Raw genomic sequence first — 15,845 nt, 5'->3', positions numbered from 1 at the left:
TTGCAACTGATTGCACAAACGTCCTCCGGGTCATACAACTGCTCGCATGTCGCAGCACGACTCAGGAGCAGGAGCCCTGCCGATGTCCCCCTACCCTCACCTGCTGAGCCCCCTCGATCTGGGGTTCACGACCCTGCCGAACCGTGTCCTGATGGGCTCGATGCATCTGAGCCTGGAAGAGGCCGAGCGAGGTTTCGAGCGGATGGCCGCCTTCTACGCCGAGCGGGCCCGCGGCGGCGTCGGGCTCATCGTCACGGGTGGGATCGCCCCGGACGACCGAGGTCGGGCCTTTCCCGGCAGCGCCAAGCTCACCACCGAGGCGGAGGCCGAGCAGCACGCGCTCGTCACCGAGGCGGTGCACCGCGAGGGGGGCCGGATCGCGATGCAGATCCTGCACACCGGCCGGTACGCCTACCACCCCGATCTGGTCGCCCCCAGCGCACTCCAGGCGCCGATCAGCAGATACGTGCCGCATGCGCTGACCGATGACGAGATCGAGGAGACGATCGAGGCGTTCGTCCGTGCGGCCGCGCTCGCCAGGACGGCCGGCTACGACGGCGTCGAAATCATGGGGTCCGAGGGCTACCTGATCAACGAGTTCATCGCCCCGGCCACCAACCACCGCACCGACCGCTGGGGCGGCACCTACGAGAACCGGGTCCGATTCCCCCTGGAGATCGTCCGCCGTGTGCGCGAACGGGTCGGCCCCGACTTCATCCTCATCTACCGCCTGTCCATGCTCGACCTCGTCCCGGACGGCAGCACCCTGGACGAGGTGGTCACGCTCGCCAAGGCGGTGGAGGCGGCCGGCGCCACGATCATCAACACGGGGATCGGCTGGCACGAGGCACGCGTCCCCACCATCGCGACCTCAGTGCCGCGCGGCGCGTTCTCATGGATCACTCAGCGCCTGAAGGGAGTCGTTTCCGCCCCCCTAGTGGCCAGCAACCGCATCAACACCCCAGAGGTCGCGGAGGAACTGCTGGCGGAAGGCAGAGCGGACATGGTCTCGATGGCCCGTCCGTTCCTCGCCGACCCGGACTTCGTCGCCAAGGCACGCGCCGGACGCCCTGACACGATCAACACGTGCATCGGCTGCAACCAGGCGTGCCTGGACCACGGCTTCAGCGAGAAGACGATCTCCTGTCTGGTCAACCCGCGGGCCGGCTATGAGACGGAGCTGGTGCTGTCTCCGACGCGCCGCCCCAAGCGCCTGGCCGTGGTCGGGGCAGGTCCGGCCGGGCTGGCGGTGTCGGTGACGGCCGCCCAACGCGGCCACGATGTCACGTTGTTCGACGCCGACGACAAGATCGGCGGCCAGCTCAACATCGCCCGGCGGGTCCCGGGCAAGGACGAGTTCGAGGAGACCCTGCGCTACTTCCGCGTCCAGCTCGACGAGCACGGCGTGGACGTCCGCCTCGGCACAAAGGTCACCGCTGAGGCGCTGGCAGAGGGCGCCTATGACGAGGTCGTCGTCGCGACGGGCGTCACCCCCCGCACTCCCAACATCCCGGGCAGGGATCGCCCGAATGTCGTCAGCTACCTGGACGTGCTGCGCAACCAGGTGCCGGTGGGCGAGCGGGTGGCGGTCCTCGGGGCGGGCGGTATCGGGTTCGACACCGCGCTCTACCTAACCGACCCGGGCGACGAGGCCAGCCGCCGTCCGGACGTCTACTTCCGGCACTGGGGCGTCGACACCGAATACCGCACGCGTGGCGGACTGTGCCGCCCTGAGCGGCCCACGGTGGCGCGAACCGTTCACCTCCTCCAGCGCAAGACCAGCAAGGTCGGCGCCAATCTGGGCGCGACCACCGGGTGGATCCACCGGGCCGAGCTGAAGCACCGCGGGGTCACCATGGTCGCGGGAGTGACGTACCGGCGCATCGACGATGAGGGTCTGCACGTCACGCTCGACGGCGAGGAGCGAGTGATCCCGGTCGACACGGTCGTCCTGTGCACGGGCCAGGAACCCAACCGAAGCCTCTACGAGGAACTGCGCGAGGACGGGCTGTCGGCCCACCTCATCGGTGGCGCGGACCTCGCCGCGGAACTCGACGCCAAGCGGGCGATCCGCCAGGGCACGGAACTGGGGGCGACGCTCTGACGCCAAGCCGTCTCGGTACTCCGGCAGGTCCGCGCTGCATCTTCGGCGACTTCGCACCTCGACGACCGCGTCATGGGACCAGTTCGTCAAGCTGCTGTTCCGCCCAGATCGTCTTGCCGGTCATGGAGTAGCGGGTGCCCCAGCGGCGAGCGAGCTGGGCGACCATGAAGAGCCCACGGCCGCCTTCGTCGAAGGTGCGGGCCCGGCGCAGGTGAGGGCTGGTGCTGCTGCCGTCGGAGACCTCGCAGATCAGACCCCGATCCCTGATCAGCTGGAGCCGGATCGGCTCCGCGCCATAGCGAATCGCATTGGTCACCAGCTCGCTGACCGCGAGTTCGGCGACGAAGGCGGCGGCCTCCAGATGCCACGCGGCCAGCCGGTCCACAACTCCTCTGCGGATCGTGGCCGCAGCTGCGGGATCAGGAGGCACCGCCCAGTCGGCCACCTGATCCTCGCTGAGCCTCTTGGTGCGGGCCAGCAGCAGGGCCACGTCGTCGGTGCGCGGCTGCGTGCACATGGACGCCAGGACGCTGTCGCACAGCGCGTCCAGTGACCGGGCGGGCTGGGCCAGAGCCCGTTGGAGGTCGGAGAGGTCTTCGTCGAAGTCGCATTCCCGGGATGTGACGAGACCGTCGGTGAACAGAGCCAGCACGCTCCCGTCGGGAATGTCGAGGAACACGGCCTCGAAGAGCAGGCTGCCGAGTCCCAGCAGCGGCCCCGTGGGCAGGTCGTCGGTGTGGGTCACGATGTCATCAAGATGCGTGAGGAGTTCGTCGGGCGACAGATCGATGTCGGCGAGCGTGCGCACCGCGGTACGCAGCCTCCATGGTGACTGAGGCGGCAATGCCGTGTCCCACAACATCACCGATCACGAGGCCGACCCGCGCGAACCGGGAAGGGGGATCACGTCGAACCAGCCCCGCCGGTCCGAGACCCGTTGCCAGCAGGCAGATACCGGCTGACCGTCTCGACGGCCGCAAGAGCGGGGGCGATACAAAAATATCGTCCGAGGCGTCTGGCTGTCGGATGCTTTTTTCGCTGGTCACAGCGCTTTTGTCGATTGGCGCCTCAGGCGGCGAACGTCGCTCCGCACTCGCACAGCGAAATTCGACCCGGATTCGACTCCGTCTGCCGACTTCCGCTTGCCACACATGCTCTGACCTGAGCTTATGCCGGGTGGGAACGATACTCGGATGCTACGCCGGGTTCAGCCCGAGTTGGGCCCTTGGGGCCGCGCGCCAGGGAAGTCGCGTTCCAGGCTGCCCCAGCGGACGAGACGGCCACCACGACGTCACCATCAGGAACTGACGCACCTCCGCCCTCTCGAACCAAGATCTAAACCCTACGCCGGCCGGCGCCCACCAACAGCCCTACAAGCGCACGCACTCGCACTGGTTAGCACCGCGCGTCTGAGGTACCACCAGCAGACGAAGAACCTGCCGGTGTCTATCCAGCCCAGCGCACGTCGCATCAGACGAAAAGTGCAGTACGAGGTGAGCAGTGACAACATCTGGCCTTGTCAACTCTCCACAAGGCGACAGTGCGAGCCCCGTGGGTGCGCACCGGTGCCCGCCTCAACCACGCGTCACGTCAGCATTCACCCGGTGGCCACCGGTCCCGCAAAGCCCTGCGCTAGCGACTGGGCTTCGATAGAACCCTTCAACATCGTCTGACGAGGCATCAGGAAAGTCAGCAAAAGTCAGCAAGAGCTCTGCCACAGCCGCCCACAGACGGCCACACCGTGGAATCGCCGCCAGCGCCGGCCCAGATGGCAACCTGGTCGACCGCCCTCCAGCAAGCGGTCGACCGGAGAAGCCATTGCCCGGCCACACCTCACTCGGCAACGCCGCCGACACGCAAGGCATTTTCGCTGGTCAGCGCACCCTTCCTCGCGGCTTCAACGGCACGGGCGGCAGCTCCGGAGCGAGCAGCGGAGCGCCGTCGTACCCCTTCACCTCCCCGAACCGCGTCCCTTCCATCCAGTCCCGGCGGGCCTGTACGATCTCCTCTTGGGACCGTCCGATCCAGTTCCAGAACATGATGAGCTCCTCCTCGAAGGGCTCCCCGCCCAGGAGCATCAGGCCTGCGTCCGACTCGGCACGCAGCGGGAGTTCGGTGCGGCCGCAGCCGAGGTAGAGCATCGAACCCGGCAGGACCGGAACGCCGTCGACGTGGGCCTCGCCGGACATGGACAGTACGGCGTACTCGAAGTCCGGCTCCAGCGGCAGGCGCACGGCCGCGCCGCGGGCGAGGGTCAGGTCGGCGCCGACGATCGGGGTGTACGTCGTTCCGGGCGAGGTCGCGCCGTCGAGGGTGCCGAGGATGAGAGTGGCCTTGAGGCCCGGAGCCGTGACGCGCGGCAGTTCGGCGTGGTGCTCGAAGTGGGGGTCGGTGTGGCGGTGGCCGTCCGGGAGGGCGACCCACAACTGCGCCCCGTGCAGGAAACGGGCGTGCGGCCGGGGGCTCTCCTCGGAGTGGCTGATGGCCCGGCCGGAGGTCATGAGTCCCAGTTCGCGGGGGCGGATCGTCTGCAGGCTGCCGGTGGAGTCGCGGTGCAGCACCTCGCCCTCGTGCAGCCAGCTCACCGTCTGCAGGCCCATGTGCGGGTGCGGCGGCACCTGCATGCCGGGCTCATCGGCGATGTCGTCGGGGCCGTAGTGATCGACGAAACACCAGGCGCCGACCATGCGGCGGCCCAGGTTGGGCAGCAGACGGCGCACTTCGGTCGACTCGCCGAGCTTGACGCGGCGAGGGCTGAGGAGTTCTCGAACGGGCTCCGCCACCACGAATCCACGGCCGCCGCACACAGCAGGAACCGGCTCGCGATCAAGATTGCTCATGGCGCCAACCTAGCCCCGCCGAGGGTGTCCCGTCAGTCCGTCAGTCGGGCGTTCTCGCCTGCCCTCCCCGAATAGTAGCCATGGACATAGTAGCCATGTACTGTATTTGGCATGAGCACTGGTTCCGAGAAGGCCACGCCCGGCTTCCTGGTGTGGCGTCTGTCGATGAAGTGGCGGGTGGCCGTCGACCGGGCGGTGGCCCCGCTCGGGCTCACCCACGCGCAGTACTCGCTGGTGGCCTCGCTGTACGGCATGCAGCGCAGCGGGGAGCGTCCCAGTCAGCGCCGCCTCGCCGACGTGACGGGCCTCGAGCCGCTGTACGTGTCCAAACTGGCCCGCGCCCTGGAGACGGCCGGCCTGATCGAGCGCACCCGGGACCCCAAGGATCCGCGCGCGGTGCAGCTGGCCCTCACCGAGCAGGGCCGCGAGGTCACCGGGCGCGCGATCAAGGTCGTACAGGGGCTTCTGCAGCAGTTGCTGCAGCCGCTCGGCGGCCTCGACAGCCCCCGCACGCGGGAGTTCAGCCGGGATCTGGCGACCCTGCTCGATGCACCTCTTGATCCGTTCGGCGAGAACACCGAGAGCAAGAAGGAGTAGTCATGACCACCACGACCACCACCGCACCCACCACCACATACAACAGTGCACCGCCCGCCGGCCCTCGCGTCATCGCCCTGGCCCACTACGCCGGCCGCGCCGTCCTGGAGCACGTACTGGCCCGTCACGGCGCCACCTTCCAGCAGCAGATCACCCTGCGGCCTCTCGCCGCCGAAGGGCCCCTCGAGCGTGAGGAGCTCGTCGGACAGATCGCCGGTGCGCTCAAGGTCGACGCGGCCGAAGTGGAGGGCGTCATAGCGGAGCTGATCGCCAAGGGGCTGGTGGCCACCGAGGCGACCGGCGTCCACGCCACCGATGCCGGGCGGGCGTTCCACGCCGAAGTGAGCAGTGAGACCGCGGTGATCTCCGCGCGGATCTATGCCGGCATCCCGGCGGAGGATCTGGCGGCGGCCGGGCGTGTGCTGGCCCTGGTGGCCGAGCGGGCCAACGCGGAGCTGGCCGCCCTGGCGGCCTGAGCGCCCCTCGCCGACGTACCGCACGCGTAGTGGAATGTTCAACGACCTCGTTCGGTTGGAGTGCACGAAGGAGGTCACGAGTGGAGATGACGTACTACGACCACGGGACACCGGCGGAGCGCTGGGAGCGCGCGCAGATGTTCTTCGACGCCAAGGACTACGCCGCCGCGGCGCGCGTGCTGGGCGGGCTGGTCGAGGAGGTGCCGGAGCAGACCGGACCGCGGCTGCTGCTGGCGCGGGCCTACTACCACTCGGCCCAACTGCGGCGTGCGGAGAGCGAGTTGCGTGTCATCGTCGAGCGCGATCCGGTGGAGCACTACGCCCGGCTGATGCTCGGCCGCACGCTCCAGCGGCAGGGGCGGCACGAGGAGGCCGAGTCGCACATGCGGATCGCCTCGGCGCTCGCGGGCGACTTCGAACAGGTCTGAGCCACGCCGTACGGTTCTGCGGCACTGCGGCCGGGGCCCGGTTCCACGAAGGAACCGGGCCCCGGCCCTGTCTCCGCCTCCGTGCTACTTCACGGCCGGGTCCGGTGCAGGTGCGGACCGCCCCCTCCGGTGGGCGATCTCGCCCAGCAGGACGTCCACGACGATGAACGCGGCCAGCGGAATGCCGAGCAGCGGCACGAAGTAGCCGAGGACGGCGATGACGGCGACCGCCGGGACGAGGATCTGCGGGGGCACCTGCTGCCAGGCGCCGCGCGGGATCGGCCGGCCGAAGGCGGAGCCGCGGCCACGCTGCCACCACATCCGGTAGCCCCAGACGATCAGCAGGACGAGGGAGAGCGCGAGCAGCATCAGGGCGATCTGGTTGACCAGGCCGAACAGGATGCCGGTGTGCAGGTCGATGCCCCAGCGGGTCAGTTTGGCGAGCAGCGGGTAGTCGGCGAAGCGCAGTTCGTCGGTGACCTTGCCGGTGGCGGGGTCGACCGCGGCCGAGTCCTGCTTCTCGGGCCAGCTGCGCTGCACCTGCTTGACGACGTACGCGGAGTTCGCATCGGCGGGCGGCACGATCTCCACCGGGTCGGTGAGGCCCTTGGCCCGGGCGGCCGCCAGCACCGTGTCGAGGCCGACGCCGTGTTCGCCGGACCCGGTGGTGGCGGAGGTGCCGTGCCCCGCGTGCTCGCCGCCCGCCGCCGCCGAGACCGAAGGGGTGGCCTGGCCGAGCGAGGTACGCAGCGTGTCGATGTTCGCCCCGGCGTAGGTCGACCAGGTCAGACCGGTCGCCGACAGGAAGATGAACCCGGCGGCGGCCCAGACGCCGACGGTGCCGTGCAGACCGAGCGTGCGACGCCGCCCGCTGGTGCCGCGCACCTTGCGCAGGGCCCGGCGGCGGGAGAACCACAGCACGAGGCCGCCGCCCGCGATCACCCACAGCCAGCTAGCGGCGAACTCGCTGTAGAGCCGGCCGGTGTCGCCGAGGTGCAGGTCGCGGTGGAGCTCGTCGATCCAGGTGCGCAGCGGCAACGCGCCCGTCGAGCCGTACTGTTCGAGGCCGCCGCGCACCTTGCCGGTGTACGGGTCCACGAAGACGGCAAAGGTGTGGTCGGGGTCGACGCCCTTGACGCCGGACAGCATCACGCGGGTGGTGGCGTCGGCCTCCGGGGAGGGTCGTACGGCCGAGACCGTGCCCTCGGGGTGCGCCTTGCGCGCCGCGGTGACCTGCTCGGATATCGGCAGCTTGGTGTCGCCGACCTTCGCGACGGTCATCTCGTGGGCGTACACGAGCTTCTCGGCCTGGAACGCGCCGGCGTAGAGGAAACCGGTGACGGCGGCGACGAGCAGGAACGGCGCGACGAGCACTCCGGCGTAGAAGTGCAGTCGCAGGATCAGCGGGCGCAGCGGTGCCAGGCGGTTGGGGGACGGCGCCGGGGCGGCGGCCGGTTGCGGGGCCCCGTCCTTGGTGGTCGAGGGAGCGGTGGACATCGGCGGGCTTCTCCGGGGGACGGGGACGTGTTGGGGCGTAGCGGTTCAGTAGTCGGGGGTGGAGGACGCCGAGTTCCCGGAGGCGGAAGTGGCGTGCGTCACAACGTGAGACGTCTGTCGCCGACCGTTCATGGCATGCTGGCCGAATGGCAACTGCCCGTGATCACGCATCTCTTGCCGAGCACGTCGAGGAACTCCTCGCCGTCGGCGGCCCGTTGCCCATCGTCGCGGCCGGTGCCCCGGTCCTGAGGCGGGGCACCGAGCGATTCGACGGCCAGCTCGACTCCGCCCTGCTCGCCCGCTTCGTCGAGGCGCTGCGCGTCACGATGCACGAGGCGCCGGGCGTGGGCCTGGCCGCACCGCAGGTCGGTGTGCCGCTGCGGATTGCGGTGATCGAGGATCCGGCTCCGGTGCCGGAGGAGGTCCGGTTGGCCCGCGGCCGTGTGCCGCAGCCGTTCCGGGTGCTGGTCAATCCGACGTACGAGCCCGTCGGTGCGGCTCGGGCCGCCTTCTTCGAGGGCTGTCTGAGTGTGCCGGGCTGGCAGGCGGTCGTGGCGCGGAACGCACAAGTGCGGCTGACGGGCGAGGACGAGCACGGACGCACGGTGGACGAGGTGTTCTCGGGCTGGCCCGCGCGGATCGTGCAGCACGAGACGGACCATCTCGACGGCGTTCTGTACCTCGACCGGGCGGAGCTGCGCTCACTGTCCTCCAACCAGGCGATGGCGGAGCGGTGGACTCAGGCGACGCCGGAGCAGGCGGCGCAGGCCCTGGATTTCGATCTGCCGTCACAGCCGTGAAGAACGTGTCCGCAGGTACGGCCGGCCACCGCCGCCTCGTGCCTCAGCGAAGGCACTTGACCTGCCGATTTCGAACTACCGAACGGCGATCTGGCCCTCATCGGCTCAGAAGCACCCAGCGAACTGCACGACCCGCTCCCGCACGGCACCGGCGTAGGGCAGGGCGAACGCCGTGCGGTGGTCCCCCGCAGCGTCGCCCTCGCAGCAGGATGGCAACCTGACCCGTCCGCCCGATGACGCTGGTAGGCCGGTTCGAGCAGCAGATGCGCGCCGACGCGTACGGTGCCGACGAACCACGTGGACGGCGAAGTCCGGCGCGTGCCGGGCTCTTTCCTGTTCAAGAAGGACGACGCCGAAAAGCGCGTCGGGGTGCTGTCCGGCGGGCAGAAGACCCGCCTCGCCCTGGCGGGTCCGGTCCACTCCGGAGCGAACGTGCTGCTCCTGGACGAGCCCACCAACAACCCGGATCCGGCCTCCCACGCCGAGGTCCTGGCGGCGGTGGGCACGTATCCGGGCGCGATCGTCATGGTGACCCACGACGAGGGCGCCGTCACGGCGCTGCGCCCGGACCGGGTGCCACCGCCGGAGTCCGAGGAGGATCTGTGGAGCGAGGACTATCCGGAGCTGGTGATGCCCGCTTGAAGACCCCTGCCACGGAGGTCAGTTGTCGCGGTACGCCTCCAGCAGCCGCAGCCACACCTCGCTGATCGTCGGGAACGACGGAACCGCGTGCCAGAGCCTGCTGATCGGGACCTGGCCGGCGACCGCGATGGTCGCCGAGTGGATGAGTTCGCCGACGCCGGGGCCGACGAAGGTGACTCCGCGCAGGATCTCCTCGTTCAGGTCGACGACCATGCGGGCGCGGCCGCGGTAGCCGTCGGCGTACAGGCCCGCGCCGGCGGCGGAGGACATCTCGACATCCACAGCTCGTACCCGGTACCCGGCCTGTTCCGCCTCCGCGAGGGACAGGCCGACGGCCGCCGCCTCCGGGTCGGTGAAGACGACCTGGGGGACGGCGTCGTGGTCGGCGGTGGCGGCGTGGGCGCCCCAGGGGTCCGACTCCAGGATCGGTACGCCGGAGGCGCGGGCGGCGATGGCGGCGCCCGCGATGCGGGCCTGGTACTTGCCCTGGTGGGTCAGGAGTGCGCGGTGGTTGACGTCGCCGACCGCGTAGAGCCAGTCGCTGCCGGTCACGCGGAGGCTGTCGTCGACGGGGAGCCAGCTGCCCGGCTCCAAGCCGATGGTTTCCAGGCCGATGTCGCCGGTCTTCGGGCGGCGGCCGGTGGCGAAGAGGATCTCGTCGGCCTCGATGCGCTCGCCCTGGTCGGTGACGACCACGACGGTGCCGTTCTCGCGGGTGACCGACTCGACCGAGGTGCCGGTGCGGACGTCGGCGCCGGCCTCGGTGAGGGCCTCGGCGACCAGCTCGCCGGCGAAGGGTTCCATGCGGTTGAGCAGGCCCTTGCCGCGGACGAGGACGGTGACCTGTGCGCCGAGGGCCTGCCAGGCAGTGGCCATCTCGGTGGCGACCACTCCCCCGCCGACAACGACGAGACGGCCCGGCACCTCCTGCGCGCTGGTGGCGTTCCTACTGGTCCACGGCTTGACGTCGGCCAGGCCCGGCAGGTCGGGCAGTACGGCGTCGGTGCCGGTGCACACGGCGACGGCGTGCCGGGCGGTGAGCACCTTCTGTGCGCCGTCGGAGCCGGTGACCGTGACCGTACGCGGGCCGGTCAGGCGGCCGTGGCCGCGGTGGAGGTCGGCGCCGATGCCGTCCAGCCATCCGGCGGCGCCGTCGTCGTGCCAGTCGGAGGTGTAGTAGTTGCGGTGGGCGAGGACCGCGGCGGCGTCGAGGGGGCCCTGCACCGACTGGCGCAGGCCGGGCACGCGGCGGGCGTCCGCGCGGGCGATCACCGGGCGCAGCAGGGCCTTGCTGGGGATGCAGGCCCAGTACGAGCACTCGCCGCCGACCAGCTCGCTCTCCACGACCGCGGTGGACAGGCCGGCCGCACGGGTGCGGTCGGCGACGTTCTCCCCCACGGGCCCGGCCCCGAGCACCACGACGTCGTACGCGATGGTTTCCGTTTCCGTCATGGGGTCAGTCTGGTGGGTGGTGTGGCCTCAGGCCACACGGGTAGGGGCGCGGAATACGTGACCGGCCGGCCGCGTTGTGCCGACGGCTTCGCCCCGACAGCAGGAAGAGGGATTTCAGGTCATGAGCAGCACCGTGGAGCTCACCAAGGAGAACTTCGACCAGACGGTCACGGACAACGAGTTCGTCCTGATCGACTTCTGGGCGTCGTGGTGCGGGCCGTGCCGTCAGTTCGCGCCGGTCTACGAGAAGGCGGCCGAGGACAACCCGGACCTGGTGTTCGGCAAGATCGACACCGAGGCGCAGCCGGAGCTGGCCGCCGCCTTCGGTATCCAGTCGATCCCGACGCTGATGATCGTCCGCGACCAGGTCGCGGTGTTCGCGCAGCCTGGCGCGCTGCCCGAGGCCGCCCTGACGGACGTCATCGGCCAGGCCCGCAAGCTGGACATGGACGAGGTCCGCAAGGCGGTCGCGGAGCAGCAGGCGCAGGCCGAGCAGAACGGCCAGTAGCCGCCCGGATCAGAACGGGTACGGTGCCACGTCCCCGCGCACCGTCGTCCAGCGCACGTCGGTGAAGGCCTCCAGGTTGGCCTCGCCGCCGAAGCGGGCGCCGGTGCCGGACGCGGCGATGCCGCCGAAGGGGGCCACGGCCTCGTCGTTCACCGTCTGGTCGTTGATGTGGACGATGCCGGTCGGGATGCGCTCGGCCAGGTCGAGGCCGCGGGCCGCGTCGCGGGTGACGATGCCCAGCGAGAGACCGTACTCCCCCGCCGAGGCGAGGGCTGCTGCCTCGTCGACGGTGGCGAAGGACCGTACCGGCGCGACCGGGCCGAAGACCTCTTCGGCGTATGCGGGGCTCTGGTCGTCGACGCCGGCAAGGACGGTCGGCCGGTAGAAGAGGCGGTCGTGGGTGCCGCCCGCGGCCAGTTTGGCGCCGCGGGAGGTGCTGGCCTCGACCAGGCCGTGCACCTTGGTCAGCTGGCCGTCGTCGATGATGGGGCCGAGGTGGACCTGTTCGCGGTGCGGGTCGCCGACGGCGAGTGAGTCGGCCTTGGCGGCAAGGCGCTCGACGTACTCCTCGTAGAGGGACTGGTGCACCAGGTGGCGGCCGGTCGTCATGCAGATCTGGCCCTGGTGGAAGAACGAGCCCCAGGCGGCCGTGGAGATCACCGCGTCGAGGTCGGCGTCCTCCAGGACGACCATGGCGGAGTTGCCGCCGAGTTCCAGGTGGACGCGCTTGAGGTGGCGGCCGCCCGCCTCGCCGACCGCGCGGCCGGCGGCCGTGGAGCCGGTGAAGGAGATGACGGGGATCTTCGGGTCGGCGACCAGGGCCTGGCCGACGTCCGCGCCGCCCGGCAGCACGTGCAGCAGGTTCTCGGGCAGGCCGGCCTCGGCGAAGACCGCGGCGAGGGAGAGCCCGCCGCAGACCGCCGTGCGCGGGTCCGGCTTGAGCACGACCGCGTTGCCCAGCGCGAGGGCCGGGGCGACCGAGCGGATCGAGAGGATCAGCGGGGCGTTGAACGGGGAGATCACGCCGACCACGCCGACCGGGATGCGTCGCGTGTACGACAGGCGGGGCGCCTCGCTGGGCAGGATCTGTCCGGCCGGGCGGGAGGCGAGGGCGGCGGCCTCGTAGCACTCCTGGGCGGCGACGTGCAGCTCGAACTCCGCCTTGCCGGGGATGGAGCCGGACTCGCGGACGAGCCATTCGCGCAGCTCCTCGGCGTGCGCGGCGAACAGGTCGCCGGCCTTGCGCAGGACGCCTGCGCGGACGAAGTGCGGGACGCGCGCCCACTCGGTCTGGGTGGTGCGGGCGGCTTCGGCGGCCGGGCCGACGTCCGCGGCCGAGGCGAGGGTGACGGTGGCGAGGGTGTCCCCGGTGGCGGGCTCCGTCACGGCGTACTCCGGTCCCGACAGGGGTCGGGACTGCCAGGTCTTCGGGTCGAGCAACGGCATGACGGCTCTCCGTTTCGTCACCGGCGGGACCTCAGGTCATCAGCGGAAGTCCCGTGTAGTTGGCGGCCAGTTCGGCAGCCGCGTGGCGGGATGCAGCGATCCGGCGCAGACGTGTCAACTGCAGGCGGTTTTCGAACACATCCCCATCTGGTTGAGCATGCAACATCTTAGTCATGTCGTACGAGAAACGCGTGGCCTGCCACACCCGCGCGAGGCATATCTCCGAATAGGTGTCGAGGAGTTGCTCGGATCCGCTGCGGTGCAGCTCGGCGAAGGCGCGCGCGAGGACGCGGACGTCGGAGACGGCGAGGTTGAGGCCCTTGGCCCCGGTCGGCGGCACGATGTGGGCGGCGTCGCCTGCCAGCAGCAGCCGGCCGTGGCGCATGGGTTCGTGGACGTAGCTGCGCATCGAGGTCACGGACTTGGCCGTGATGGGGCCGCGGTGCAGGGTCCAGTCGGCGTCGACGGCGAAGCGGGCGGCGAGTTCGTCCCAGATGCGGTCGTCGGGCCAGTCCTCGGGGTCGGTGTGGTTCGGGACCTGGAGGTAGAGGCGGGAGAGGTGCGGGGAACGCATGCTGTGCAGGGCGAAGCCGCTCTCGCCGCGCGCGTAGATCAGCTCGTCGCAGGAGGGTGCCACGTCGGCGAGGATGCCGAGCCAGGAGTACGGGTAGTCGTGCGCGTACGAGCAGCTGCTCGCGGCGGGGAAGGTGTCGCGGGAGATGCCGTGGAAGCCGTCGCAGCCGATCACCCAGTCGCAGCTCAGCCTCTGCTCGCGGCCCTCGTGCAGGAAGCGCACCACGGGCGAGGTGCTCTCCGGCTTCTCGATCGCGAGGGCCTCTGCCTCGAACAACAGCGGTGGCCCGTCGGCCAGTTGGAGGGCGACGAGGTCCTTCACGATCTCGGTCTGGGCGTAGATGGTGACGGTGCGGCCGCCGGTGAGGGCCGGGAAGTCGATGTGGTGGCGTTCGCGGTCGAAGCGCAGCTCGATGCCCTGGTGGACCAGGCCCTCGGCGTTCAGGCGCTCGGCGGCGCCGGCCTCGCGCAGGGCGTCGACGGTGCCCTGTTCCAGCATCCCGGCGCGCTGACGGTGCTCGACGTATTCGCGGGTCCTGGCCTCCAGGACGACGCAGTCGATGCCCGTGCGGTGCAGCAGCCGGGCCAGGAGCAGCCCGGCGGGGCCACCGCCGATGATGCCGACCGTCGTGCGCATGGGCGCCTCCCCAGGGTTCAGCTGGACTCGCGGTGCACCACCGTGGCTCCCAGCACCTTGTGCGTCTCGGGCGCGGCGCCGGGGTTGCGCACCGCGCGGTCGACGAGTTCGGCGAGGTCGCGGCCGGACGGCAGCTCGATGTGGACCGTGCTCAGCCGCGGCCTGAGCAGCCGGCCGAGCATGAGGTCGTCGGCACCGATCACGGCCGTGTCCTCCGGAACGCGCACTCCCGCGTCCTGCAGGGCACGCATCAGCAGCATCGCGTACTCGTCGTTGTACGCGAACACGGCGTCGAGGTCGAGGCCGCGCCAGCGGGCGGCGAGGCGCGCGGCGGATTCCTCCTCGTAGCCGAGGGGCAGTTCGGTGACGGTGGCGTCGGTGCCGTGCAGGGCGCGTCGCACGCCTTCGAGGCGAGGCAGGGAGAAGGACTCCAGGCCCGTTTCCTCGGGTATGACGACGCCGATGCGGCGCCGGCCGCGGTCGAAGAGGTGGCTGCCGGCGCAGTGGCCGACGGCCTCGTGGTCCATCAGCAGGGCGTGGGCGCCGTCGACGGCGTCGGGGCCGAGGGTGACGACGGCCCGGGCGCCGGAGCGCTTGAGCACCGTCACGCCCTGCGGGCCGAGGGAGCCGGGGCCGGGCACCAGGACCGCGACCGGGCGCAGTTCGGCCCAGGCGCGGGCGGCCTCGTCGCCGTGCACGCCCACGGAGCCGTACTGCACGACCGTGTAGTCGAGACGGCCCAGCGCCCATTGCAGTTCGCTGATGAACTGGCTGTAGAGGGGGCCGACGGGGAAGCTCGGCGCGGGCATCAGGACCATGCGGCTGTGTCCGGCGCGCAGGCTGCGGGCGGCCGCGTGCGGCACGTACCCGAGTTCCTTGGCGGCCTCGTGGACGCGGCGGCGCGTGGGCTCGCTGATCCGTACGGCGCTGGCGTTGTTGAGGACGTAGGAGACGGTCGCGCGCGAGACGCCGGCCAGGCGGGCCACATCGGCGCTCGTGGGCACGGAGCGCGGTGCGGGTGACGAGGGCGCGGGTGTTTTCGGTATCTGCACCATGACGTACGGCATCTTTGCAGAACCTGTGGCCGGGGCCACAGGCGGGCGGGCACGAACATGTTCGTGACGAACTTGTTCGCACCGAACATGTTCGTTATTGTGGAGGCATGACAGACCGCCCCGACACCCCGCGCAGTCGCCGCGAGCGCCCCGCCAAGCCCGCTCTGACCAGGGCGGGAATCGTGGCCGCGGCCGTCGCGGTCCTGCGCGCCGAAGGCCTGCAGAAGGTGACCATGCGGCGCCTGGCGCAGGAGCTCGACACCGGTCCGGCTTCGCTTTACGTCTATGTACGCAACACCGCGGAGCTGCACGCGGCCGTTCTGGACGAACTGCTGGGGACGGTCGGGCCGGCCCCGGCCGAGGGCTCCTGGCGCGAGCGGCTGGAGCATGTGCTGACGGCGTACACCGCGATGCTCTTCGAGCATCCGAGCCTGGCCCGCTCCGCGCTCACCGCCCGGCCCAGCGGCCCGCACTACCTGAACCTGATCGAAACGCTGCTGTCCCTGCTCGACGAGGGTGGCGTCCCGCCCGCGCAGGCCGCGTGGGGCGTCGACCTGCTACTGCAGCACGCCACCGCAACGGCCGCCGAGCACGGTGCCGACGCGGCGTCGGAGGAGGACTGGGACGCTCTGCGCCGCGCCCTGCACGACATCTCCGGCCGCACCCACCCGCGCATCGCCGCGCTCGGCGGCGCACTGCTGTCCGGAGTGCCCGAGGACCGCCTGTCGTGGGGGTTGCGCGCGCTGATCGCCGGCATCGAGCGGACCGCCGTACCCGACTGACGTCAAGG

At 70.7% G+C, this 15,845-nt stretch carries 13 protein-coding genes and 2 pseudogenes; 8 read left to right on the top strand and 7 right to left on the bottom strand.

The window, feature by feature from the left end; translation table 11 throughout:
- The first annotated feature begins 82 nt into the window (after window positions 1-82).
- Window positions 83-2,104, top strand: coding sequence for an NADPH-dependent 2,4-dienoyl-CoA reductase (locus tag EDD92_RS43425; RefSeq protein WP_123969351.1), 2,022 nt, complete (start codon window positions 83-85; stop codon window positions 2,102-2,104).
- Window positions 2,105-2,174: 70 nt separating this feature from the next.
- Here EDD92_RS43425 and EDD92_RS43420 read toward each other — a convergent pair.
- A pseudogene (locus tag EDD92_RS43420) lies at window positions 2,175-3,091 on the bottom strand (ATP-binding SpoIIE family protein phosphatase); the annotation flags it as partial.
- Window positions 3,092-3,978: 887 nt separating this feature from the next.
- Complete coding sequence (locus EDD92_RS43415) at window positions 3,979-4,944, bottom strand: pirin family protein (protein ID WP_123969350.1); 966 nt, start codon at window positions 4,942-4,944, stop codon at window positions 3,979-3,981.
- Between the two features lie 111 nt (window positions 4,945-5,055).
- Between EDD92_RS43415 and EDD92_RS43410 the strand changes: the two genes are divergently transcribed.
- The 3 genes from EDD92_RS43410 to EDD92_RS43400 all read left to right on the top strand — a co-directional run bounded on the left by EDD92_RS43410 (window position 5,056) and on the right by EDD92_RS43400 (window position 6,445).
- Window positions 5,056-5,541 (top strand): MarR family winged helix-turn-helix transcriptional regulator, encoded by a 486-nt coding sequence (locus EDD92_RS43410; protein WP_123969349.1) that lies wholly within the window; start codon window positions 5,056-5,058, stop codon window positions 5,539-5,541.
- 2 nt (window positions 5,542-5,543) lie between these two features.
- Complete coding sequence (locus EDD92_RS43405; protein WP_123969348.1) at window positions 5,544-6,017, top strand: MarR family winged helix-turn-helix transcriptional regulator; 474 nt, start codon at window positions 5,544-5,546, stop codon at window positions 6,015-6,017.
- Between the two features lie 80 nt (window positions 6,018-6,097).
- A complete protein-coding gene (locus tag EDD92_RS43400) occupies window positions 6,098-6,445 on the top strand; it encodes a tetratricopeptide repeat protein (RefSeq protein WP_123969347.1) in 348 nt (115 codons plus the stop codon).
- A gap of 84 nt (window positions 6,446-6,529) precedes the next feature.
- Here EDD92_RS43400 and EDD92_RS43395 read toward each other — a convergent pair whose 3' ends face one another.
- Window positions 6,530-7,942, bottom strand: coding sequence for a PepSY domain-containing protein (locus EDD92_RS43395; protein ID WP_123969346.1), 1,413 nt, complete (start codon window positions 7,940-7,942; stop codon window positions 6,530-6,532).
- 146 nt (window positions 7,943-8,088) lie between these two features.
- Here EDD92_RS43395 and EDD92_RS43390 point away from each other — a divergent pair, with 146 nt between their 5' ends.
- Window positions 8,089-8,742 (top strand): peptide deformylase, encoded by a 654-nt coding sequence (locus tag EDD92_RS43390; protein WP_123969345.1) that lies wholly within the window; start codon window positions 8,089-8,091, stop codon window positions 8,740-8,742.
- Window positions 8,743-9,042: 300 nt separating this feature from the next.
- Window positions 9,043-9,384: pseudogene (locus EDD92_RS43385) on the top strand (ATP-binding cassette domain-containing protein); the annotation flags it as partial.
- An 18-nt stretch (window positions 9,385-9,402) separates the two neighbouring features.
- Here the strand turns inward: EDD92_RS43385 and EDD92_RS43380 are convergent.
- The gene (locus EDD92_RS43380; protein WP_123969344.1) at window positions 9,403-10,836 is read right to left on the bottom strand and encodes an NAD(P)/FAD-dependent oxidoreductase; all 1,434 of its coding nucleotides are present in this window, start codon (window positions 10,834-10,836) and stop codon (window positions 9,403-9,405) included.
- Between the two features lie 121 nt (window positions 10,837-10,957).
- Here EDD92_RS43380 and trxA point away from each other — a divergent pair, with 121 nt between their 5' ends.
- Complete coding sequence (gene trxA / locus EDD92_RS43375) at window positions 10,958-11,344, top strand: thioredoxin (protein WP_030937375.1); 387 nt, start codon at window positions 10,958-10,960, stop codon at window positions 11,342-11,344.
- A 9-nt stretch (window positions 11,345-11,353) separates the two neighbouring features.
- On the opposite strand, the gene EDD92_RS43370 is transcribed toward trxA, so the two are convergent.
- From EDD92_RS43370 to EDD92_RS43360, 3 genes are read right to left on the bottom strand one after another with little or no spacing between them, the layout of a single operon-like run.
- On the bottom strand, window positions 11,354-12,790 hold the full coding sequence (locus EDD92_RS43370; protein ID WP_123969343.1) for a benzaldehyde dehydrogenase: 1,437 nt from the start codon (window positions 12,788-12,790) through the stop codon (window positions 11,354-11,356).
- A 31-nt stretch (window positions 12,791-12,821) separates the two neighbouring features.
- Window positions 12,822-14,000 (bottom strand): 4-hydroxybenzoate 3-monooxygenase, encoded by a 1,179-nt coding sequence (locus tag EDD92_RS43365; RefSeq protein ID WP_123969342.1) that lies wholly within the window; start codon window positions 13,998-14,000, stop codon window positions 12,822-12,824.
- Window positions 14,001-14,017: 17 nt separating this feature from the next.
- Window positions 14,018-15,067, bottom strand: coding sequence for a LacI family DNA-binding transcriptional regulator (locus tag EDD92_RS43360; protein WP_123969341.1), 1,050 nt, complete (start codon window positions 15,065-15,067; stop codon window positions 14,018-14,020).
- Window positions 15,068-15,162: 95 nt separating this feature from the next.
- On the opposite strand from EDD92_RS43360, the gene EDD92_RS43355 reads away from it, so the two are divergent.
- Window positions 15,163-15,837, top strand: coding sequence for a TetR/AcrR family transcriptional regulator (locus EDD92_RS43355; protein ID WP_123969340.1), 675 nt, complete (start codon window positions 15,163-15,165; stop codon window positions 15,835-15,837).
- The last annotated feature ends 8 nt before the right edge of the window (window positions 15,838-15,845 follow it).

Origin of the sequence: Streptomyces sp. TLI_185, from assembly GCF_003814765.1 — a bacterium.
In the GTDB taxonomy this organism is placed as follows: domain Bacteria; phylum Actinomycetota; class Actinomycetes; order Streptomycetales; family Streptomycetaceae; genus Streptomyces.
The sequence above is the reverse complement of the archived record's forward strand: the minus strand, read 5'-3'. Positions and strand labels throughout refer to the sequence as shown.